This window comes from Pannonibacter sp. SL95, from assembly GCF_026672425.1.
GTDB lineage: Bacteria > Pseudomonadota > Alphaproteobacteria > Rhizobiales > Stappiaceae > Pannonibacter.
Map to the genome: position 1 here is coordinate 440,448 of NZ_JAPPRC010000004.1, position 19,961 is coordinate 460,408.

Below are 19,961 nucleotides of genomic sequence, written 5' to 3' on the forward strand. Positions count from 1 at the left end.
CCATGCAGGACCTCATCGACGAGATCGCCGCCACGCTGGCGGCTCGTACCGATCGCGGCGACGTTGCCGATTACATCCCTGAACTGGCCAAGGTCGACCCGGATCAGTTCGGAATCGCGGTCGCTATGGCTGATGGCAGTCTGTATCTCGCTGGCGATGCCGAGACACCGTTTTCGATCCAGTCCGTCTCCAAGGTCTTCGCCCTCGCACTGGCGCTTGGCCGCGTTGGCGACCAGCTGTGGCGGCGTGTTGGACGCGAGCCGTCCGGCCAAAGCTTCAACAGCATTCTGCTGCTGGAGCGCGAGGAGGGCATTCCGCGCAATCCCTTCATCAATGCCGGCGCGCTGGTGACAACAGACACTTATCTCGCCGGCTCCACGCCGCGCGAGGCGCTGGGTCATCTGCTGCGCTTCGTCCGCACGGCGGCGGATGACGAGGCCATCCACATCAACCAGGCCGTTGCCCGGTCGGAGCTGGAGACGGCCCATCGCAACTTCGCCCTGGCCCACTACCTCGCGTCCTTCGACAATCTGGACAACAGCCCGGACAAGGTGCTCGGCACCTATTGCCACCAGTGCGCCATCGACATGAGTTGCCGCCAGCTTGCCTTGGCGGGCCGGTTTCTCATTGAAGGCAAGAACTTCCCGCGCCTGCTTACCCGTGAACGGCAGCGGCGCATCAACGCCTTGATGATGACCTGCGGCCATTATGACGGCTCTGGCGATTTCGCCTTCCGCGTCGGCCTTCCCGGCAAGAGCGGCGTCGGCGGCGGCATTCTCGCGATTGCGCCAGGCCTTGCGTCGATTGCCGTCTGGTCGCCCGGACTCAACCGCTATGGCAATTCCAGGCTTGGCACGGAAGCCATGGAAATCCTGGCCCGGCGCACAGGCTGGTCGGTGTTCGGCTGATCCGCTCGCCGGCGAGCTTGTCCCGAATTGTAACGGCTCTTGAAGTCCTGCCCTGCACCCCCCACGTGATTCGCTGTTGAGGCAACCGATAGGGAGCAGACATGACCGCAACATCCGTCATCCGCCCGGGCTGGTCCCCGGCGACCATCGCTTTGATGGTTCTTGGTTTCATCGTCTTCTGGCCGCTTGGCCTGGCGATGCTCGCCTACATTCTCTGGGGTGACCGGTTCCAGGCCATGGCCCGGGACGCGAAGGCCCAGTGGAACGCAAGTCCGATGAAGGGAACCTTCTGCAACATGACGACCAACACCGGCTTCAGCCGCACCGGCAACGTGGCTTTTGACGAGTACCGCGAACGCGAGATCAAGCGCATCGAGGAAGAACGTGCCAAGCTCGACGTCATGCGCTCCGAGTTCGACAGCTACCTGCGTGAGCTGCGCCGCGCCAAGGACCAGGAAGAATTCGACCGCTTCATGGCTTCCCGTTCCAACCGCACGCCGGTGGATGTCGCGGGCTGATCCGGGATACGCCATCTGCAGGTTACTGACCGGAAGCGGCGCCAAAAGCGCCGCTTTCGTCATTGAGAACCGCCGATCCCGCCTGTATGCGAAGGAGGCGCTATCCAGCGTGCCACCCTTCGTCGGTTGAACTATTCTTCAAGTCCGATTCGAACCTCCGGAAGCCGATGCTGTTCCGCGCCCGCCGCCAGAAGATACCCGAAGCCATCATCCTTGCGCTGGGCAGTGGCGAGGTCAGCGTCCGGTTGCGGCAGGATCCGCGGGCAAGGCGGTATCTGCTGCGCCTTCCGGCCGACAGCACCGGGCCAGTCCTGACAATTCCGCGCGGTGGATCACTGGAGACGGCTCTGGATTTTGCCACGCGCAATCGCGGCTGGCTCGAAGGACAGCTGGCTGCGCGTCCGGCTGCAACGCCCTTTGCCGCCGGAGCAGACGTACCCGTTAGGGGGAAAATGCACCGGATCGTCGCCAGCGGTCGCCTGCGCGGGGTCGTTAACGCCGCCGATGGCCCGGATGGTCCGGTGTTGCTGGTGCCCGGCGACGAAAGCCATATCAGCCGGAAGGTCACGGACTGGCTGCGCAAGCAGGCGCGCGCCGATCTTACCGCTGCCGTCGACCGGCACAGCGCAACAATCGGCCGCCGCGCGACGGCGATCTCCTTGCGCGATACCCGCAGCCGCTGGGGCTCCTGCGCTGCCAACGGCCGGCTGTCGTTTTCCTGGCGCCTGATCCTGGCGCCACCCGAGATCCTTGATTATGTCGCGGCCCACGAGGTGGCACATCTTGTCGAGATGAACCATTCCGACCGGTTCTGGGCTGTCTGCCGCAGGCTTGCGCCTCAGACCTCGACGGCGCGCCTGTGGCTGCGCGAACATGGTGCATCGCTGCACATGTTTGGCTGAAACCTGGGCCTGCCTCAGTTGCCGAAGATCCGCCCGATCAGATCCAGCGGCCCCGGGGCATTTTCCTGCGGCGGAACAAGCTGATTTCCGGACCCCACCTCTGCCGGCGGCAAGGGAGCATCATCGCTGATCGCCGGACCCGCCTCCAGGATCATCTGCTCGGCGACGCCCGGCAGGGGCGCAACCGGCAGCCCAAGATGCGCCGCCTCCATGGTCTCGCGCCAGATGTCGGCAGGCAGGGAGCCGCCCGTGGCCTTCTTGGTCGGGCTGTTGTCGTCGTTGCCAAGCCAGACAGCTGCAGTCAGGTTGGCCGTGTAGCCGATAAACCAGCCATCTCGGAATTCCTGGCTTGTCCCTGTCTTGCCGGCGGCAGGACGCTTGTCGAACAGAACGGCCTTCTTGCCCGTTCCTGTGACCAGCGTCTGCGCCAGCATATGGTTCATCTGAGCCAGTTGCGTTGGGCCGACGACCTTGCCGGGACCATCGCCCTGTCTTGCGTATAGCGTTCGGCCTTCGGCTGTCCGGATGCGATCGATGACATGCGGCACCACGCCATATCCACCATTGGAGAAGGGAACGAAGGCGGCCGTCAGTTCGAGCGGCGTCACCTCCGACGTGCCTAGCGACAGCGACAGGTTCGTGGCCATCGGAGAGGAAATTCCCATGCGCCGCGCGGTCTTGATGACTGCCTTCGGCCCCAGCTCTGACATGAGACGCGCCGCAACGGTGTTGAGCGACATGGCCAGTGCATTGGTCAGCGTGACATCGCCATAGAATTTCTTGGTGTAGTTTTGCGGCGACCAGCCCTTCACCGTGAAAGGTTCATCCCGGCGCACCGTGTCCGGCGTCATACCGGCCTCAAGCGCGGTCAGGAAAACGAAGGGCTTGAACGCCGAGCCGGGCTGGCGCTTTGCGGCCACGGCCCGGTTGAACTGGCTCTGTCCGTAATCGGCACCGCCAACGAGTGCCTTGACCGCCCCGGCGGTGTCCAGAACCACCACCGCACCTTGGCGGACCCCGAGGGTATCGCCCTGCGCGGCAAGATTACCCCGCAGAGCCATTTCCGCCGCTTCCTGCATGCTGCCGTCGATCGTGGTATCCACGACGATGTCCGCATCAATCGCGCCGACATATTGCGGCAGCATGTCCATGACCCAGTCCGCGACATAATTTGCGCTGGAGCTGTTCTGGATCGACACCACGACTGCGGGCTCGTTCATGGCTGTCTTGGCAGCAGATGGCTCGATGAAGCCGGCATCGCGCATCGCAGCCAGGACCACCTGTGCACGATCTGACGCCAGCTTGGGATTGCGGGTCGGGGCATAACGGGACGGAGCCTTCAGCAGGCCGGCCAGCGTTGCCGCTTCCGCCAGCGTGACCATCCGCGCCGATTTTCCGAAATAGCGCCGCGCAGCCGCATCAACGCCGTAAGCGCCTGCGCCGAGATAGACCCGGTTCAGATACATCTCCAGGATTTCGTCCTTGGAGTAGGTCGCCTCCAGCCAGAGGGCCAGAACAAGCTCCTGCATCTTGCGGCCGAGCGTCCGGTCCGGCTCGAGGAACAGGTTCTTCGCCAGCTGCTGCGTCAAGGTTGAACCGCCCTGCACGAGCTGGCCCGACGACAGGTTCACCGCCATGGCACGCGCAAGACCGATCGGGTCGAGACCGAAGTGGCTGTAGAAGCGCCGGTCCTCGATCGCGATGACGGCTTGTGGCAGGTAGGGGGGCAGCTGTTCCAGCCGCACGGCTTCGCCGCCGGTGTCGCCCCGGTTGGCAAGCAGCTCGCCATTTGCCGCGACGATCTTCACATTCGGCGGACGGTCGGGGACATGCCATTCAGACGTCGGCGGCAGGTGCGCTGCATAATAACCGAGGATACCGACCACCGCGACCGCGCCCCAGATGGACAGCACGAAGCCCCAGTAGACCGTGCGGCGGATCAGCCATCCGAGAAAACTCTGGCGCTTGCGCCGGGGACCAGAACGGTCCTTGCGCGGACCGCGTCCGGCCTTGCGCCGTGCCGAACTGGCTTTCGGGGCAATCTCTTCTTCGTCGTCAAGCGTCTCGGGTTCAGGAGCCTTGCGTTTGCGCCGTGCGGGCACGGATCCGCTGACCCGATCACGAGGCGAGGGCCGCAGGTCCAGGAAGGCTGCGTCTCCACCATCGAAGGTCGGTTCGATTCGTGTTCCGCTTTTGCGCTTCTGCGCCATGATCTCCCGATGGAAACTGCCAGTCACTTCGGCGCCGTCGCCGAACCGGTGTCCTTACCGAAACTAGGGCCTCGGATTTAAGGCGGCGTTAAGTCAAATGGGGCCGGTTCCGGAACAATGGCTCGCGCCACCATCGGAACAGTCACAGGATTCAGCGTTTCATGGTGATGCGGCAGTGGCCTGTCGCCCGGCGCGTCAGGCTCAACGTCGCATGTCGCACCGCTGGACAAGACGGGACCACTCGGGCTCCATGCGTCGAACTGGAACAGAATCGAAAGGGAGCGTGATGGCGAAGGGATACTGGATCGGGCGTGTCGACGTCTTGGACCCTGAGGCCTACAAAGCCTATGTGGCAGCGAATGCGGAACCTTTTGCGGCCTTCGGCGCGCGGTTTCTGGTGCGTGGAGGGGCATTTGAAGCCGTCGAGGGCAATGCCCGCGCCCGCAACGTGGTGATCGAGTTCCCGAGCTATGAGGTGGCGCTCGCCTGCTATCACTCGCCGGGATATGCCCACGCAAAGTCGTTGCGCGAGGCCGCCGGTGTTGCCGACATCATCGTTATCGAAGGGTATGACGGTCCGCAGCCTGGTTAACCGCAAGACGCATGAGTTGAGGTCATTGGCATCTCCCTTTCGGCGGTCCTGCTTGCGGCAAGCGACGTGGCGTGGCGGCCCTGTTGCCAAGGCTGTTCCTCAACACGAGCCCAGAAGGCCAGAATATGGGCTGTTGAGGGAGCGTTCGCCACGCATCCGCCGCAGGCAACTAGGTTCAATGAGAGTCGCGCGCCGGTCGTTAATTCGGCTGGTCGGCTGGATGACCGCGCGACCAGTCTGATGCGGCACCAGTCACTCAGACCGCGCCCGGCTTTGTCCGACCGATTGGGGCGGTCGGCCGATAAGGTCAGTACGGAGATTCAACGCCAAGCCCGTTTCCGGCTTGGGGGTTGATCGCTGCGCTTGGCAGCGACCGCCAGCGCGCCAGACTGTACTGGCACGCGCTCACGGGTAGGCAGCTGGACGCAAGGCATCCAGCCGTTCCTTGCCTAGCTGGCGTAACGGCTCGCGTCTGCGCCGTAGTAGTTCACATAGCGCGCGCTCAGCGATGCAACGGGCATGACGATCAAGACATCTGTGGTGCCGAACTGGTGGTCGATCACCGCGCCGTCGCCGATATAGGCACCAAGGCGCAGGTATCCCTTGACGAGAGGCGGCAGATCCCGCAGGGTAGCCTTTTCGTTCAGGGCTTCCTTGTCCAGACGGTTCATCTCGACGTAGCGCTCGGGCAGGGCGCGGACGCGCCAGTTTTCAGGCGCACGCGCATGATGATGCAGGAATGCCAGCTGGCTTCCGATCCGGTCAGGATCCGTGCCTTCGATCGATGCGCAGCCAATCATCACGTCGATCCGGTGCTGCAGGACATAGGCCCAGATGCCGTGCCAGAGAAGTTCGACCGTCCGCTTGTTGCGATACGGCTTCAGGACGCAGGACCGGCCGAGCTCCAGAAAATTGAGCGTCGGATTGGCGTCGAGCAGTGGCTGGATGTCATATTCGCTGGACGTATAGAACCCGCTGTGTTGATCGGCGACTGACTGGCGCAGCAGGCGATATGTCCCAACGATCTGCGGCTGCAGGCGACCCAGCTTGTTGCGCTTCAGGCAGGCGTGGTCAACGACCAGCATATGGTCACAGATTGCGTCAAACGGATCAACATCCCGCTTGGTTGCCTGGGTTTGCGCGTCACCAATCGCTGACATTTCTTCGTAGAACACGTGATACCGCAAACGCTGCGCGGCCTTGATCTCCTTGCCGGTCCGTGCGAGCCGCACTTCCAGCGACCCGATCCGGCCAAGCGATGCCTGTTCTGCCGTCAGCGCCAGATTGGCTTTGAGCGGTCGCGAGAGGCCCGGAAACCAGCGACCGGCGACGCCGGGATCGCGGCGCAATGGCGTGAACTTCTCGACGAGTTTCTTCGGAGAAAAAATGCCCGACCGCACCATGAGTGTTCGGTCCCCTTGCGTTCTTCGGTCGTTTCCACCGGCACCTGACTTGCGTCCTTGCGGACGGGCCTGGCTTTGTTTTGTCGGCGACGCCCGTGCGGCGGCGCGTTTCTGGTCAAGGCCGACTTTGATTGCCGGCACTCTGTTGTTCTGTCTATCCACCGTGGCGGTCGCCCCGGCAATGACAACGCAACGTTCGCTTCGCAAGCACCGCAACCTGTTTGTCATTGGCGAGACTGTCGAAACGCCGCAACAAACTTGCTCAGGCCCTCGTCAAAGCGTCTTCCCATAGACCACAGCATTTAAACAGTAGCATGACAGGGCCCTGACCGCATCTATTTCGCCTCTGGCGCCGGTGAATTCAAGGGGCGGGCTCGTTCCAAGAGGGCGGAAGGTGGTCGCGCGGTCGAGCAGAAACCGCGTGGTGTTTCTGTAGTTTATCCGACGAAAAAGGCCGGCAGCATCAGCTGCCAACGCAGCGTTCTGTCCGTTTTGTGACGTTCTTCGCGGTCAGATGCGCAACGTCAGCTGACGCAAAGCATCGGCAACTGCCGCTTGGCTCAGCGGTTTGGTCAGATAGCCAAGCACGCCAAGGCCCTCAGCTCTCTCGCGAGCTGCGGGCATGACATCTGCCGTCACAATGAGGACCGGGACCGGGGATGCACCTCGGCTTTTCTCTTCTGCCCGGATTGCAGCAATTGCCCCGAACCCGTCCAGTCCCGGCATATGCAAGTCCATCAGGATGGCATCGAACTCTCCAGACCGAGCAGCCTTTACGGCCTCGGTGCCGTCGGTCGCGAGGAGCGTCTCGTGGCCGAGCTTGCGCAACAAGGCTTCGCCGAGCAGCCGGTTGATATCATTATCCTCGGCAAGGAGCAGGCGAAGCGGGCGGCTCGGCGCAAGGCGATTGGCCTCCGCCAGCTTCAAATGGTCCGGTTCTGCGCCTGGATCAGACGACCTTGCTGTTGATCCCATCCCGTCCCAAGACGCGGATGAGGCCGATGCATCGCCCGCCAAACTGGCGTCACCCTGACCCATCAGCACGGCGTTGACCGTACGCTCCAGCGTCTGACTCCGGACCGGCCGGATGAGATACGCAGCGAAACCGGCCATCCGCAGGCGCTCGAGGCGTTCGCGTTCTGTCGGGGTGATCAACACGATCGCCGGAGATTTGCATCCGGCCGCCCGGGCTCCCGCCAGCCATGCAGCGCCATCGCTGACAGAGGCGTGGTCCAGGAAGACAAGATCGGCGACAGCAAGTGATTCCGCCATGTCAGGATCGCCTGGCAGCAGTTGCTGCAACTGCGCGCCATGGGCGCCAAGATGCCGCGCCAATGCGGATGCTTCGACCCGCCCCGAGGAAACCACTGCGATGCGGCGGTTTGTAAGCACGGGCCACTTTCGCGCAGCAGCGGGTGCCTCCGGAACAGGGAGACGTACCAGGAATCTTGCGCCTTGTCCGGGTGTGCCCTCTGCCGCAATGCCGCCCTGCATCAGGGTGATCAGGCGCTGAACGATTGCCAGCCCGAGGCCCGTGCCGCCATAGCGCCGCGCGGGACCGTGGTCGACCTGCTCGAATTCGCCAAACATCCGGGCGGAATCTTCAGGCGCAAAGCCAATCCCGGTATCGGCCACGGATATAGCCAGCACACCGGTGCCGGAAGGGCCGTGCTCGATGGCGATGTCCACGCTGACACCTCCGGTCTCCGTGAACTTCACGCCGTTTCCGGCCAGATTGAAAAGGATTTGACGCAACCGGCTTGCGTCGACCGTGACTTGTTCCGGAACGTCCGGTGCAAGGGTCAACGAGACCTCCAGCCCCTTGGCCTGCGCCCGGGGTGCCAGCAGCTCGACAACCTGTTCGCACAGCGGCGCAAGTGCAGCCGGTGCTGGATGCAGCAAGAGACGGCCGGCCTCGGCGCGCGAGAAGTCGAGAAGTTCGTCGATCAGCAGAAGCAGCGTTTCGCCAGACGATGTCAGGGCGTCAGCATAGGCCGCCTGCTCGGGTGTCAGGCGCGTGTCCCGCAGCAGTGACGCCATGCCCAGAATGCCGTTCAGCGGCGTGCGGATCTCGTGACTGACCGTCGCAAGAAACCGTGACTTCGCCTCGCTGGCCGTTTCGGCGCTGTTGCGGGCGGCGAGCAGCTCCTCCTCCATGATCCGCCGCTCGGTCACATCGCGCAGCAGGGTCTGAACCAGAGGTGTGTCGCGCGTTCCATCGCGGACCGTCACATCCAGGCGAGAGAACCAGCGTGGGCCCTGCCGCGTCATCAGCATGATGTCACCGAACGCGACGTCGCCAGCTGTAGTCCCGGTACTGTCACGCGTATCGGCAAGCGGCAGGCTCAAAGGCTGGCCAAGCCGCGGCATCGTCTCGGAGGTGAACAGTTCCGTGGCTGCCGGACTGATGTACAGGACCGTGCCGCTCATATCCCGGCGGATCACGACGTCGCCGAGCGCTTGCAGGATGCTGGCTTGCCGCTCCGTCGCCTCCCGCAGCTCCCAGGCCTGGTCCTCAGTTTCCTCGACCTGTTGGCGCAAGGCGCGCCGCTCGGCTTCGAGCTCGACAATTCTGCCATTCAGTCGTTGCCGCTCATCGCGAACCATCAAATGGACGGCCAGTGCACCAGCCAGAAACGCAATCGTGATGGCAGCAACGCGCGAGACCGTGTCTCCGCTGACCAGTACGAGGGCGCAAATCGGGGCCAGAGCGACGGCGACGGTTGGTGCGGCTTGCGCGGCCCTTTCCCGCCACGACGGTCGCGGCGGTACCACAGAAGCCTTTGGATCGACGGCGGCATCCGTCCGCTCCGAATCCCGAGCTCCTCCGGTCAGCGGTGCACCATCGACAGGATCACGCGAAGGGTGAACGCCAGGCTTTTGAACATCGCCCGCAGACTGGGCATCGCTTTCCCGTTCCCCATCCGGATGACGCCCGGTTTCTTCTGGCAGAGCCTCATCGGTCGGGCGCATGACGGACCGCCGCTGATCCTGTCCAGATGTCCGATCGTGTTTGCCCGTCATCGCCGTCTCCGCAGCAGCCTCGCGCGTCGGTCTGCTCTGGTGATTCACTGTCATCGCAGAATGGGCGGCAAACCCTTTCGGAAACCCTTTCGCCGCGCGCCTTTAAGGCACCTGGAAGGCCGTCTGCACAACCTGTCCAATTCAATTGTCAAAGAACTGGCCGCTTCCGGCCCCTTCGCCCTGCAGGTTGCGACCATGCTGGCTGGACGCCGGATCAAGCCGCCTGCCGCAGCACTGCCTCGCCCCGAAGACTGAGCGCTTCTGCCAGATGCAGCCGTGTCACAGGGCCTGATCCGTCTAGATCGGCCAAGGTGCGGCCAAGCTTCAGCACACGGTGATAGCCCCGCGCGCTCAAGGCCAGCGCATTGGCTGCATCTGTCAGGAAGCTGCGGCCGGCCGCATCAATCCTGGTCACCTCGTCCACAAGCCCGGCAGGCAGGCGGGCGTTCGTGCACTCGCCCAGTCCCAGGGCCAGATAGCGCTGGCGCTGGATGTCTCTGGCCCTTGCCACGCGTGTTGCAACGCTGGCTGAGCTTTCGGCCTTTCCGGGGCTAAGAAGATCTGACGCGGTTACCGAGGGGACTTCAATGCGCAGGTCAATCCGGTCAAGGAAGGGGCCGGAAACTCGGCCCTGATACTCGATGGCGCAACGCGGTCCGCGCCGGCAGACGTGCCCAGGTTCGCCGGCGTGGCCGCAACGGCACGGGTTCATGGCCGTGATCATTTGGATCCGCGAGGGATATGTGACGCGATGATTGGCGCGCGCAATGACGGTTTCGCCCGTTTCGAGGGGTTGCCGCAAGCTGTCGAGCACCTGCGGCTGAAACTCGGGCAGCTCATCGAGGAAGAGCACGCCATTATGGGCAAGCGACACCTCGCCCGGACGCGCCCGGAGCCCGCCGCCGACCAGCGCAGCCATCGACGCTGAGTGATGCGGGGCCCGAAACGGCCGGCGATCCGTCAGCTTGCCATCGGCAAGCTCGCCAGCCAGCGAGGCAATCATTGAGACTTCGAGCAGCTCCCGCGGGCTCAGTGGCGGCAGTAGCGAGGGCAACCTGCTGGCCAGCATGGACTTGCCGGCACCTGGAGGGCCGACCATCAGGAGATTGTGGCCGCCAGCTGCCGCGATCTCCAGCGCGCGCTTGGCGCTTTCCTGGCCTTTCACGTCGGCAAGGTCTGGCAAGTCTCCCGCCGGCCCGCGCAACTTCGGCGCTGGACGGGACAGCACCTGCGTACCCTTGAAGTGATTGGCCAGCTGGATCAGGGAGCGCGGGGCCAGGATGCTCATCTCGCCATCAGCCCATGCTGCCTCCGGACCGCAGTCCGCCGGGCAGATCAGGCCTTTACCAAGCGCATTGGCGCCAATGGCCGCCGGCAGGACACCGGCAACGGGCGCAAGCCGCCCGTCGAGGCCCAGTTCGCCAAGCACAAGGTAGTCAGCCAGCATGTCGGCCGGAATTGCACCAATGGCCGCCATGATGCCAAGCGCGATTGGCAGGTCGTAATGTGACCCTTCCTTGGGAAGGTCCGCTGGTGCAAGGTTCACGGTCACCCGTTTGGCCGGAAGCGCCAGACCGGAGGCCAGCAGCGCCGCCCTGACCCGTTCCCGGCTTTCGCCAACCGCCTTGTCCGGCAATCCGACGATCGTGAAGGCCACCATCCCCGGTCCGACCATGACCTGGACATCGACCGGAACGGCTTCGATACCCTGGAACGCGACAGTTGTTACGCGACTGACCATACCCCAACTCCCCGAAAGGTCGAGGAAGACGATACGACAACTTTTTGGAGAGTCAAGAACGTAAAGAGAACATTAATTCATCGCCGGCCTCTTGCCGTTGCCTGAAATCCGGCGCAGCATATTGAGGCTTCAGGGGCAGTCGGGAACAGGGGAGCGCTTTGCAATGTGTGATGCTTGCGTCATGATCGCGGTAAAGAACCGGATGCTGTCTCGCCGGGACATGTTCCGGTTGGCTGCTGCCGGCAGTGTTGCCGCTGCCGTTACAGTTACAAGCTCGGCAATGCCGGCGATGGCCGCCGTGCCTACAAAGGTCAGTGACCTGACGCATGAACTGAGCGAAAGCTTCCCGACGTTTTTCGGCGAACAGCAATTCTTCGCAAACAAGCTGTTTGACTATCAGAAGGACAAGTTCAACCTCTACGAGCTGAGAGTGAACGAACACACTGGCACGCATGTGGATGCGCCGTTGCATTTCTCGGAGGATGGACAGTCGGTGGCCGAGATCCCGGTCAGCAACCTGATCGCTCCGCTTGCCATCGTCGATATCCGGGCCAAGGCTGCCGAAAACGCCGACGCGCAGGTCACGCCGGATGACCTGAAGGCCTGGATCGCAGCCAATGGCGCGATCCCCGACGGAGCCTGCGTTGCCATGCTGTCAGGCTGGGACAAGCACGTTGCCAGTCCGAAGTTCCGCAATCCCGACGACAAGGGCGTGATGCATTTTCCCGGGTTCCACGTCGAGGCAGCCGCGATGCTGATCGAGGAGGCCAAGGTCGTCGGCATCGCCGTCGATACCCTGTCGCTTGATTTCGGCGCGTCGCCGGATTTCGCCACCCATTACAAATGGCTGCCGAGCAACCGTTGGGGCATCGAGTGCATCGCAAATCTGGAGCAGCTGCCCGTGACCGGCGCCACACTCATTGTTGGCGCCCCGAAACACAAGGGCGGCACGGGTGGTCCCGCGCGCATTCTGGCTCTAGTGTAAGCAAAAGATTTCAAGGGTTTACAGGGGAACCGGTTGGCCCGGTCACCCCTGTAAACCCGATCGGGGGTTATCCGCGCCGCCGCGCCTCGATGACGTCCCAGACGCGAATGGCGATGTCAGGGCCGCCGAGGCGCTTGATGGCGCGGATGCCGGTCGGGGCGGTAACGTTGATTTCGGTCAGATTGCCGTCGATGACATCAATGCCGACGAGGAGCAGGCCTTTGGCCTTCAGGGCTGGGCCGATGCGGGCGCAGATCTCGCGCTCACGGTCGCTGAGGTCGGATTCGGCCGGAGAGCCGCCGCGTACCATGTTGGAGCGCAGATCGCCCGGCGCCGGCACGCGGTTGACCGCACCGGCGAATTCGCCATCGACGAGCAGGATGCGCTTGTCGCCATGTTTGACGTTGGGCAGGAAACGCTGGATCACCCAGGGTTCGCGGAAGGTGGCGGCGAAAAAGTCGTACAGTGAGCCGTAGTTGAGGTCGTCCTGGGTGATGCGGAACACCGCGGCACCGCCGTGACCGAACAGCGGCTTCATGACGATGTCACCATGTTCCTCGCGGAAAGCGTCGATCTCTGCCCGGTCGCGGGTGATCAGGGTCGGTGGCATGAGGTCGGAGAACTCGGTGACGAAGAGCTTCTCCGGCGCGTTGCGCACTTCGGCTGGGTTGTTCACCACTAGGGTATGCGGGTGGATCTTTTCCAGCAGATGGGTGGCAGCGACATAGGCCATGTCGAACGGCGGATCCTGCCGCATCAGGATCACGTCGATGCTCGAGAGGTCCATGCGCTCGGGCGCGCCCAACGTGAAGTGGTTGCCTTTCTCGTCGCGCACCGTGACAGGCTCCAGCGCAGCAAAGACCTTGTCGCCGCGCAGCGCCAGGCGGTCAGGCGTGTAGTGATAGAGCGTGTGACCGCGCGCCTGGGCCTCCAGCATCAGCGCAAAGGCGCTGTCGCCCAGGATGTTGATGGACGAAATATGGTCCATCTGGACCGCAACCTTGAGCGACATGCCAACTCTCCGGAAATGGCGCCGGGGGAGGCCGGCGCGGATCGGGTGGGTGATCATGATATGGGATTTCTGGACCGACTTGTCCAGAATGACGATGCCCGTGCCTGATCACGGCTTTTTCACATCAGCTGGTCAGGGCGAAAGGCATCGGTCAGGTGTTCCGGCAGGCGCCACGGCACAATCAGCATGAGATCAAACCGCTGGGTGCTGTCGGCATGGTCCGGGTTCTGGACAAGGAAGATCTGCGCCGCCCGTATGATGCGGCCGCGCGCGGTCGCGCTCACGGCTTCAAGCGCCGCAGTGCGGCTTCGCCGCGCCTTGACCTCGACAAAGGCCAGAACCTCCCCGCGCCGGGCGATCAGATCGACTTCTCCGGCGCCTGACTTGAACCGGCGAGCCAGAATGCGCCAGCCTTTCAGGCGCAGGATCAGCGCTGCCAGACTTTCCGCGCCGTGCCCAAGCCGATAGGCGCGGCGACGGTTGCGCGGCCTGTGATCAGCCGGGGGCAGGGCGGACGGAAAACTCATGGCGTATCGGAAGGATCCGGATCGGGATGATCATCACTTTCGCCGCCCTCCGCCTTTAACGCAAGGGCAAGACGATAGATCTCCGCACGATCCCGGCCTGTCCGCTTGGCGACATCCTTGGCGGCCTGTGCCACTGGCATCTCGGCCAACGCGGCCAGCAGCAGCGTCTCCACATCGGCCGGGTCCACATCCGGCTTCTGTTCGGCTGGCGGGGCGACGAGAACAACGATTTCGCCCTTTGGCGGATTGGCCTCGTAATAGGCGCAAAGCTCGCTCAGGGTTCCGCGCTGGAACGTCTCGAACCGTTTGGTCAGTTCGCGGGCGACAACTGCCTCACGCTCACCGAGTGAGGCGGCCATCGCCGCCAGCGAGGCACTGAGCCGGTGGGGAGATTCAAAGAAGGCCAGGGTCGCCGGAATGGTGGCCAGTTCGGACAGGCGGCGGGCCCGTGCGCCTGCCTTTTGCGGCAGGAAACCGGCGAACAGCAGCGTGTCCGTTGGCAGGCCAGAGGCAACCAGCCCGGCAAGCGGTGCGGAGGCTCCAGGGATCGGCACGACCTTGTGCCCGGCGGCGAGCACGTCGCGGACCAGCCGATAGCCCGGATCGGAAACGAGCGGCGTGCCTGCATCCGAGACAAGCGCGACGACCTGTCCTTCGGCCAGCGCGGCGAGCAGGCGCGGGCGCTGCCTTTCGGCGTTGTGCTCGTGATAGGGCAGCAACGGCGCCTTCAAGCCAAAGCGCTGGGTCAGCGTGGCGGTGACCCGTGTATCCTCGCAGGCGATCACATCGGCCCCAGCCAGTGTTTCCAGCGCCCGAATGGTTATGTCGCCAAGATTGCCGATGGGTGTGGAGACGACGTAGAGCGCGCTTTCCTGGGCCGGAGCGGTATAGGCGTGCTCACCAATGAAAAAACGGCGGTCTGCCGGTGTTTCGGCCATGAGAGTGGTCTTTCAGGTTGGCGCGTCGCGGTGTCGGCCCCAAGGGGCCCGCATTCATTATCATGTTGCAAAGACGACAGGCGACCTTTGCAGGCGTTCACATGGCTGGACAGGAACGTTCTGAATTCGTAATGGTTTTTGATCGCGGATGCGAGGAGGCCCGAGTGGAAAACACGACTGTTGCCGCCACTGCCCCATTTGCCGGCCCGGCAGCCGGATCTTTCGCGCCGCGCGCTGCCTCGCCAGGCGCTCCGCGCCGAATGGTCCAGCGGCTTGCCGGCCTGCTGACCGCAGCCAGCCTTTTGACCGGCTGCATGGGGTCGACCATGGGCACCGCGCCTGATGGACTGCAAACCCTGCCCGCAACGCCGTCCACGCCCGCCGTGACCGGCCAGACCATCGGCAACGGTACCGTGCGGGTTGGCCTTCTTCTGCCGCTGTCGGCTGGAGGATCGGCGACGGCCATCGCGACGACGTTCCGCAACTCCGCCGAACTGGCGTTGAAGGACTTCCAGGGCTCGGACATCCAGCTTCTGGTCAAGGATACAGCCGGAACGGCGGAAGGCGGCCGGGCCGCTGCGCAGTCTGCCATTTCCGAAGGCGCCGAGCTGCTGCTTGGTCCGGTGTTTGCGCCGGCCGTTAGCGGGGCGGCCAGCGTCGCCCGCACGTCCGGGGTTCCGATCGTTGCGTTTTCGACGGATACGTCGGTCGCCGGCCCCGGTGTCTATCTCCTGTCGTTCCTGCCGGCCGGCGACGTCCGCCGCATCATCGGCTATGCCGCGACCCAGAACCGCAAGTCCTATGTCGCCTTGCTGCCCGACGATGCTTATGGCGCCGTCACCGAGGCAGCGTTTCGCCAGGAAGTCGGGCGGACCGGCGGGCGGGTGGTTTCGATCCAGCGCTACAAGGTCTCCGGATCCGACACATCGGACCTGACGGCCAAGACCCAGGCGCTCGTCAGCGTGCTTCCGCAGGCCGATGCGCTGTTCCTGCCGGCGGCCAGTGTTGCGCCATTCGTGATGCAGAGCCTGATGACCCAGGGCGGCAATCTGGCAAACATCAAGGTTCTGGGCAGCGGCCAATGGGACGCAGCGCAGGTGACCAGCAATCCGATCATGGCGGGCACCTGGTTCCCCGGGCCGGAGCGGTCCAGCTTTGATGCCTTGTCCGGCCGTTATCAGGCGGCCTACGGCAGCGTTCCGCCGCGCAATGCCTCGCTGGCCTATGATGGCACCATTCTTGCGGCTGGCCTTGTCCGCTCGGCCGGGCCGCAGCGGTTCTCGCAGCCGGTCCTGACCAACCGCGACGGCTTCCTCGGCATCGATGGCGTATTCCGGTTCCTGCCGAATGGCGAGAGCGAGCGCGGGCTTGCCGTCTATGAAATCGCGCCGACGGGGGTCAAGGTGATCTCGCCTGCTCCCCGTGATTTCCGCGCGCCCTCCTGATGGCTGATGCGATGATGCTTTCGGACAAGCGGATCCTCCTGATCATTGGCGGTGGCATTGCCGCTTACAAGTCGCTGGATCTGATCCGCCGCCTGCGCGAACGGGGCGCGGCTGTACGCGTGATCATGACTGCCGGCGCGCAGGAGTTCATCACGCCGCTGGCCGCGGGTGCCCTCAGCGCCGACCGTGTCTACACCGACCTGTTCGACCGGGAGGCGGAGCAGGATGTGGGGCATATCCGCCTGGCGCGGGAAACCGATCTTGTTCTGGTGGCCCCGGCGACGGCGGATCTGATGGCCAAGATGGTCAACGGACTGGCCGGTGATCTTGCCACAGCGGTGCTCCTGGCGACGAAAAAGCCGGTGCTGGTCGCGCCCGCGATGAACCCGGCGATGTGGAGCCACCCGGCAACGAAGCGCAATGTGGCGCGACTGACGGCAGATGGCATTGCCTTTATCGGTCCGGACAGCGGCGAGATGGCGGAAAGCGGTGAGGCAGGTGTTGGCCGCATGAGCGAGCCGCTGGCGATTGCCGAGCGTGTCGCGGCGATGCTGGTGCCGGCTCCCGGTCCTCTTGCCGGGCGGCATGTCGTCATCACCTCCGGTCCCACGCATGAGCCGATTGACCCGGTGCGCTACATCGCCAACCGCTCCTCCGGCAAGCAGGGCCATGCCATCGCCGCCGCACTGGCTGCGCTTGGTGCCCGGGTGACGCTGGTCAGCGGTCCGGTGACGGTGCCCGATCCGAAGGGCGTTACCACGGTGCATGTGGAGACGGCGCGGCAGATGCTGGCGGCCGTCGAGGCTGCGCTGCCGGCCGAGGCCGCCGTCATGGCCGCAGCTGTCGCCGACTGGCGGGTGGCGGCGGAAGGGGCCGAAAAGATCAAGAAGGATGGCACTGGCCGTCCGCCGGCACTGGCCCTGACGGAAAATCCGGACATCCTGGCGACCGTGGGTCATCTGGGCGATCGGCGGCCGAGGCTCGTCGTCGGCTTTGCGGCAGAAACCCAGAACCTCATTGCCAATGCGCAGGCCAAGCTTGCGCGCAAGGGCGCGGACTGGATCGTCGCCAACGATGTCAGCCCGGAAACCGGCGTGATGGGCGGCGACGCCAACACGGTGCGCATCGTCTCGGCGGCCGGCGTGGAAGACTGGCCGACGCTGGACAAGGGCGAGGTCGCGCGTCGTCTCGCCGCGCGGATTGCCGCCGCGCTGACCTGAGACGACTGTCTAAGCGCCGGGCGTGGCCTGCTTCCGCTCCTTGCTGCCACGCTCGTTGCGGCAGCGGTCGGAGCAATAGCGGACCTCGTCCCACACCTTTTCCCATTTCTTGCGCCAGGTGAAGGGGCGGCCACAGGTGACACAGGTCTTCTGCGGCAGATCGGATTTCTTGCGCATCTTCATGTGATCTGGCCTGCCTGAGCGGGGTCGGGATGGGGCTCCGGGTCGGAGACAGGTTCGGGACCGGCGGCAAACAGGCTGAGCTGTCCATCAGGGGCCGCCTTCGTCCGCCCCTTGCGCGCGGCCGAGACCCCGTCGTTGCGCTGGCCGCGGTTGGCGATGCCGGCCTTGCGGCTTCCGTGGCGGTCCTGGATCCGGTCCGCCTCGCGGTGGAACTCGCGCTCCTTGCGCAGGCCCCAGACCCGGTCGCGGGCCGCACGGGCGGCCGCCAGTGGATCGACGATGGGCTCGGGATAGCGTCGGCCCAGCAGCGACGCCGCGCCGCCCCAGGTCCAGGGCGCATGAAGGAAGGCATCCGGCACCTCGGACAGTTCCGGGACCCAGCGGCGGATGAAGACGCCCTGCGGATCCTGATCCTGCCCCTGCTTGACCGGGTTGTAGATGCGGATGGTATTGATGCCGGTGGTTCCGGACTGCATCTGCACCTGTGGCCAGTGGATGCCCGGCTCGTAGTCGGTGAAGGCCCGCGCCAGATGTTCGCCCGGGGCCCGCCAGTCCAGCCAGAGATGATAGGCGGCCACGGCCATCAGCATCGCGCGCATGCGGAAGTTCATCCAGCCGGTGGCATTGAGCGCGCGCATGGTCGCGTCGACGAAGGGCAGGCCGGTCTCGCCCTCGCACCAGGCCGCGAGCCGGGCGGCGTCGGGCTGCCGCGGGCGCAGGCCGTCGTGGGCGCGGTGGAGATTGCGGAACTCCAGCTCGGGCGCATCCTCCAGCTTCTGCATGAAGTGGCAATGCCAGTGCAGGCGGGACAGAAACGATCCGACTGCGCCCTGCCACTGGCGCGCGGCGCCGCTGTCGCCGCTCTCGACCAGCGCGCGCAGCCGGTCCTCCGCCCGCTGCGTGACCTCGCGCAGCGACAAGGTGCCGAAGGCCAGATGCGGCGACAGCCGCGAACAGGCATCGAAGCCGGTGACCGGGCTGGACATGGCGGCACGATAGGTGCGGCCGCGCTGGGTCAGGAAGCTGCCGAGACAGGCAAGACCGGCCCGGCGGCCGCCGCGCTGACGGTCGGGGCAGGGGTCGGGGGCAAGGCCTAGGTCCTGCGCCGTCGGCAGGGGACCGGGCTCGATGCCGGGCAGCGGCGTCAGCGCCGGCTCGGGCAGCAGCGGCTGGCGCATGTCGCGGTCCCAGCGCTGCGCCCAGCCGTTGCGGCTCTTCAGGCGACGGATGACGCCGGTCTGGCGAGGCTCCTCCCAGGGAATGCCGGCCTCGCGGCAGAAGGCCTTCACGGCCAGATCGCGGGCATAGGTGAAGCCATTGCCGGTTTCCTCGTGCGACCAGAGGGTGGCGATGCCACGCCGGGCGTGCAGGGCGCGCAGAACCTCGACTGCGGCCCCCTTGCGGATGATCAACGGCTGGCCAAGGCGAGCCAGATCCTGCCGCAGCTCGTGCAGGCACTCGGCAAGGAAGGCGTGATGCCGGCCGGAAGCATCCGGCAGCCGCCAGAGATCGGGCTCGACGATGTAGAGCGGCAGCACCGGGCCGCGTCGCGCGGCTTCGACCAGCGGCTGGTGATCAAAGCTGCGCAGATCGCGCTTGAACCAGACGACCTGCAGGGGCGGAAACTCGGACATGGCACCGGCAACGGAACACAGCGGAGGCAGCTCTGCCGCAAGGATGGGGATGCAACCAACTACCGTGCCTCTACGCAGACCGGCCTGAAGAGGATTACCGGGCGCGCGTCAGAGCGACCCCGACTGGAAGCGGGCGTCCGGATCGATCAGGTCGTGCAGCCGCTGGGCTGCGTGCCTCGCAAAGCGCAGGGTCACCGCCTTGCGGGTGGCCGCCGGAAGTGGATGGCTTGGCGCCTCGCGCAGGATGTCGGCCGAAAAACCGTCGGACAGGATCAGGCCAGCGTCTTGCGGGAAAATGTCCTGCGGCACGTCGGGATGGGTGGCGAAATAGAGCCGGTCGCAATGGGCGCGGTAGTCCGGCCATTTGCTGTCGGCGCGGAAGTCGGCGATGGAGGACTTAACCTCGACGATGACCAGCTCCTGCTTCTGGCCGAGCGCGACGAGGTCTGCCCGGCGGCCGGAGGCCAGCGTCAGTTCGGGCAGGCAGACATAGCCCTGCAGGCGCAGCAGCCGGGCAGTGCCGCGCCAGACTTTCAGCGCGGTCTCGGACTGGCGGCCGTCCGTTAAGGGGTCATCGAGGGCAATGCGATTGCCGGAAGAGGGGACAATAGAGGTCATTCTCTATTTGTTCCTCTCTCGTTCACGAAAATCAAGCGCTGTTCCCGGCAATCCTTATCAAGCTTGTTCGGATTTTTCCGGTTTCGGCAAGAGATGTCCGG

Annotated in this window: 18 protein-coding genes; 8 read left to right on the forward strand and 10 right to left on the reverse strand. The window is 64.6% G+C overall.

Going from position 1 to position 19,961, the window contains the following annotated elements; translation table 11 throughout:
• Window positions 1–2 precede the first annotated feature (2 nt).
• The 3 genes from OVA12_RS12575 to OVA12_RS12585 all read left to right on the forward strand — a co-directional run bounded on the left by OVA12_RS12575 (window position 3) and on the right by OVA12_RS12585 (window position 2,328).
• Complete coding sequence (locus OVA12_RS12575) at window positions 3–908, forward strand: glutaminase (protein WP_268137789.1); 906 nt, start codon at window positions 3–5, stop codon at window positions 906–908.
• Between the two features lie 101 nt (window positions 909–1,009).
• On the forward strand, window positions 1,010–1,426 hold the full coding sequence (locus OVA12_RS12580) for a DUF2852 domain-containing protein (RefSeq protein WP_268137790.1): 417 nt from the start codon (window positions 1,010–1,012) through the stop codon (window positions 1,424–1,426).
• Window positions 1,427–1,593: 167 nt separating this feature from the next.
• The gene (locus OVA12_RS12585; RefSeq protein WP_268137792.1) at window positions 1,594–2,328 is read left to right on the forward strand and encodes a M48 family metallopeptidase; all 735 of its coding nucleotides are present in this window, start codon (window positions 1,594–1,596) and stop codon (window positions 2,326–2,328) included.
• 14 nt (window positions 2,329–2,342) lie between these two features.
• On the opposite strand, the gene OVA12_RS12590 is transcribed toward OVA12_RS12585, so the two are convergent.
• A complete protein-coding gene (locus OVA12_RS12590; RefSeq protein ID WP_268137794.1) occupies window positions 2,343–4,538 on the reverse strand; it encodes a transglycosylase domain-containing protein in 2,196 nt (731 codons plus the stop codon).
• 286 nt (window positions 4,539–4,824) lie between these two features.
• Between OVA12_RS12590 and OVA12_RS12595 the strand changes: the two genes are divergently transcribed.
• On the forward strand, window positions 4,825–5,130 hold the full coding sequence (locus OVA12_RS12595; RefSeq protein ID WP_268137796.1) for a DUF1330 domain-containing protein: 306 nt from the start codon (window positions 4,825–4,827) through the stop codon (window positions 5,128–5,130).
• Between the two features lie 449 nt (window positions 5,131–5,579).
• Here the strand turns inward: OVA12_RS12595 and OVA12_RS12600 are convergent, their stop codons facing one another.
• Window positions 5,580–6,533 carry a GNAT family N-acetyltransferase gene (locus tag OVA12_RS12600; protein WP_268137798.1) on the reverse strand — a complete coding sequence of 318 codons (954 nt, stop codon included), beginning with the start codon at window positions 6,531–6,533 and terminating at the stop codon, window positions 5,580–5,582.
• Between the two features lie 510 nt (window positions 6,534–7,043).
• Entirely contained in the window at window positions 7,044–9,140 is a 2,097-nt protein-coding gene (locus tag OVA12_RS12605) for an ATP-binding protein (protein ID WP_268137800.1), read from the reverse strand.
• A gap of 258 nt (window positions 9,141–9,398) precedes the next feature.
• Here OVA12_RS12605 and OVA12_RS12610 point away from each other — a divergent pair, with 258 nt between their 5' ends.
• Entirely contained in the window at window positions 9,399–9,812 is a 414-nt protein-coding gene (locus tag OVA12_RS12610; protein WP_268137802.1) for a hypothetical protein, read from the forward strand.
• Here OVA12_RS12610 and OVA12_RS12615 read toward each other — a convergent pair.
• Window positions 9,772–11,298, reverse strand: coding sequence for a YifB family Mg chelatase-like AAA ATPase (locus OVA12_RS12615; RefSeq protein WP_268137804.1), 1,527 nt, complete (start codon window positions 11,296–11,298; stop codon window positions 9,772–9,774). The genes OVA12_RS12610 and OVA12_RS12615 overlap by 41 nt on opposite strands.
• A 163-nt stretch (window positions 11,299–11,461) precedes the next feature.
• Here OVA12_RS12615 and OVA12_RS12620 point away from each other — a divergent pair, with 163 nt between their 5' ends.
• On the forward strand, window positions 11,462–12,283 hold the full coding sequence (locus tag OVA12_RS12620; RefSeq protein WP_268137806.1) for a cyclase family protein: 822 nt from the start codon (window positions 11,462–11,464) through the stop codon (window positions 12,281–12,283).
• Window positions 12,284–12,350: 67 nt separating this feature from the next.
• On the opposite strand, the gene gshB is transcribed toward OVA12_RS12620, so the two are convergent.
• From gshB to rsmI, 3 genes are all read right to left on the reverse strand, one after another.
• Window positions 12,351–13,295 carry a glutathione synthase gene (gene gshB / locus OVA12_RS12625; protein ID WP_268137808.1) on the reverse strand — a complete coding sequence of 315 codons (945 nt, stop codon included), beginning with the start codon at window positions 13,293–13,295 and terminating at the stop codon, window positions 12,351–12,353.
• A 119-nt stretch (window positions 13,296–13,414) separates the two neighbouring features.
• Window positions 13,415–13,822, reverse strand: coding sequence for a YraN family protein (locus tag OVA12_RS12630; protein ID WP_268137810.1), 408 nt, complete (start codon window positions 13,820–13,822; stop codon window positions 13,415–13,417).
• Window positions 13,819–14,760, reverse strand: coding sequence for a 16S rRNA (cytidine(1402)-2'-O)-methyltransferase (rsmI, locus tag OVA12_RS12635; RefSeq protein ID WP_268137812.1), 942 nt, complete (start codon window positions 14,758–14,760; stop codon window positions 13,819–13,821). Before rsmI ends, OVA12_RS12630 begins: the two co-directional genes overlap by 4 nt.
• A 164-nt stretch (window positions 14,761–14,924) precedes the next feature.
• Between rsmI and OVA12_RS12640 the strand changes: the two genes are divergently transcribed.
• Together OVA12_RS12640 and coaBC are read left to right on the forward strand one after the other, a co-directional pair.
• Window positions 14,925–16,205, forward strand: coding sequence for a penicillin-binding protein activator (locus tag OVA12_RS12640; RefSeq protein WP_268137814.1), 1,281 nt, complete (start codon window positions 14,925–14,927; stop codon window positions 16,203–16,205).
• Between the two features lie 14 nt (window positions 16,206–16,219).
• A complete protein-coding gene (gene coaBC, locus OVA12_RS12645) occupies window positions 16,220–17,425 on the forward strand; it encodes a bifunctional phosphopantothenoylcysteine decarboxylase/phosphopantothenate--cysteine ligase CoaBC (RefSeq protein ID WP_268138701.1) in 1,206 nt (401 codons plus the stop codon).
• 9 nt (window positions 17,426–17,434) lie between these two features.
• Here the strand turns inward: coaBC and OVA12_RS12650 are convergent, their stop codons facing one another.
• The 3 genes from OVA12_RS12650 to OVA12_RS12660 form a co-directional block, all read right to left on the reverse strand.
• Complete coding sequence (locus tag OVA12_RS12650) at window positions 17,435–17,602, reverse strand: DUF2256 domain-containing protein (RefSeq protein ID WP_268138703.1); 168 nt, start codon at window positions 17,600–17,602, stop codon at window positions 17,435–17,437.
• Window positions 17,603–17,604: 2 nt separating this feature from the next.
• A complete protein-coding gene (locus OVA12_RS12655) occupies window positions 17,605–19,242 on the reverse strand; it encodes an FAD-binding domain-containing protein (RefSeq protein WP_268137816.1) in 1,638 nt (545 codons plus the stop codon).
• Window positions 19,243–19,350: 108 nt separating this feature from the next.
• Entirely contained in the window at window positions 19,351–19,860 is a 510-nt protein-coding gene (locus tag OVA12_RS12660; RefSeq protein WP_268137818.1) for an MmcB family DNA repair protein, read from the reverse strand.
• Window positions 19,861–19,961 lie beyond the last annotated feature (101 nt).

Excerpts from the sequence above, each read along its gene's own strand:
- OVA12_RS12620 (WP_268137806.1), top strand. The coding sequence starts at position 11,462 with ATGTGTGATGCTTGCGTCATGATCGCGGTAAAGAACCGGATGCTGTCT.
- coaBC (WP_268138701.1), top strand. The coding sequence starts at position 16,220 with ATGCTTTCGGACAAGCGGATCCTCCTGATCATTGGCGGTGGCATTGCC.
- OVA12_RS12615 (WP_268137804.1), bottom strand. The coding sequence starts at position 11,298 with ATGGTCAGTCGCGTAACAACTGTCGCGTTCCAGGGTATCGAAGCCGTT.
- OVA12_RS12630 (WP_268137810.1), bottom strand. The coding sequence starts at position 13,822 with ATGAGTTTTCCGTCCGCCCTGCCCCCGGCTGATCACAGGCCGCGCAAC.
- OVA12_RS12655 (WP_268137816.1), bottom strand. The coding sequence starts at position 19,242 with ATGTCCGAGTTTCCGCCCCTGCAGGTCGTCTGGTTCAAGCGCGATCTG.
- rsmI (WP_268137812.1), bottom strand. The coding sequence starts at position 14,760 with ATGGCCGAAACACCGGCAGACCGCCGTTTTTTCATTGGTGAGCACGCC.
- OVA12_RS12585 (WP_268137792.1), top strand. The coding sequence starts at position 1,594 with ATGCTGTTCCGCGCCCGCCGCCAGAAGATACCCGAAGCCATCATCCTT.
- OVA12_RS12590 (WP_268137794.1), bottom strand. The coding sequence starts at position 4,538 with ATGGCGCAGAAGCGCAAAAGCGGAACACGAATCGAACCGACCTTCGAT.
- OVA12_RS12600 (WP_268137798.1), bottom strand. The coding sequence starts at position 6,533 with ATGGTGCGGTCGGGCATTTTTTCTCCGAAGAAACTCGTCGAGAAGTTC.
- OVA12_RS12660 (WP_268137818.1), bottom strand. The coding sequence starts at position 19,860 with ATGACCTCTATTGTCCCCTCTTCCGGCAATCGCATTGCCCTCGATGAC.
- OVA12_RS12650 (WP_268138703.1), bottom strand. The coding sequence starts at position 17,602 with ATGCGCAAGAAATCCGATCTGCCGCAGAAGACCTGTGTCACCTGTGGC.
- OVA12_RS12580 (WP_268137790.1), top strand. The coding sequence starts at position 1,010 with ATGACCGCAACATCCGTCATCCGCCCGGGCTGGTCCCCGGCGACCATC.
- OVA12_RS12595 (WP_268137796.1), top strand. The coding sequence starts at position 4,825 with ATGGCGAAGGGATACTGGATCGGGCGTGTCGACGTCTTGGACCCTGAG.
- OVA12_RS12575 (WP_268137789.1), top strand. The coding sequence starts at position 3 with ATGCAGGACCTCATCGACGAGATCGCCGCCACGCTGGCGGCTCGTACC.
- gshB (WP_268137808.1), bottom strand. The coding sequence starts at position 13,295 with ATGTCGCTCAAGGTTGCGGTCCAGATGGACCATATTTCGTCCATCAAC.
- OVA12_RS12605 (WP_268137800.1), bottom strand. The coding sequence starts at position 9,140 with ATGGTTCGCGATGAGCGGCAACGACTGAATGGCAGAATTGTCGAGCTC.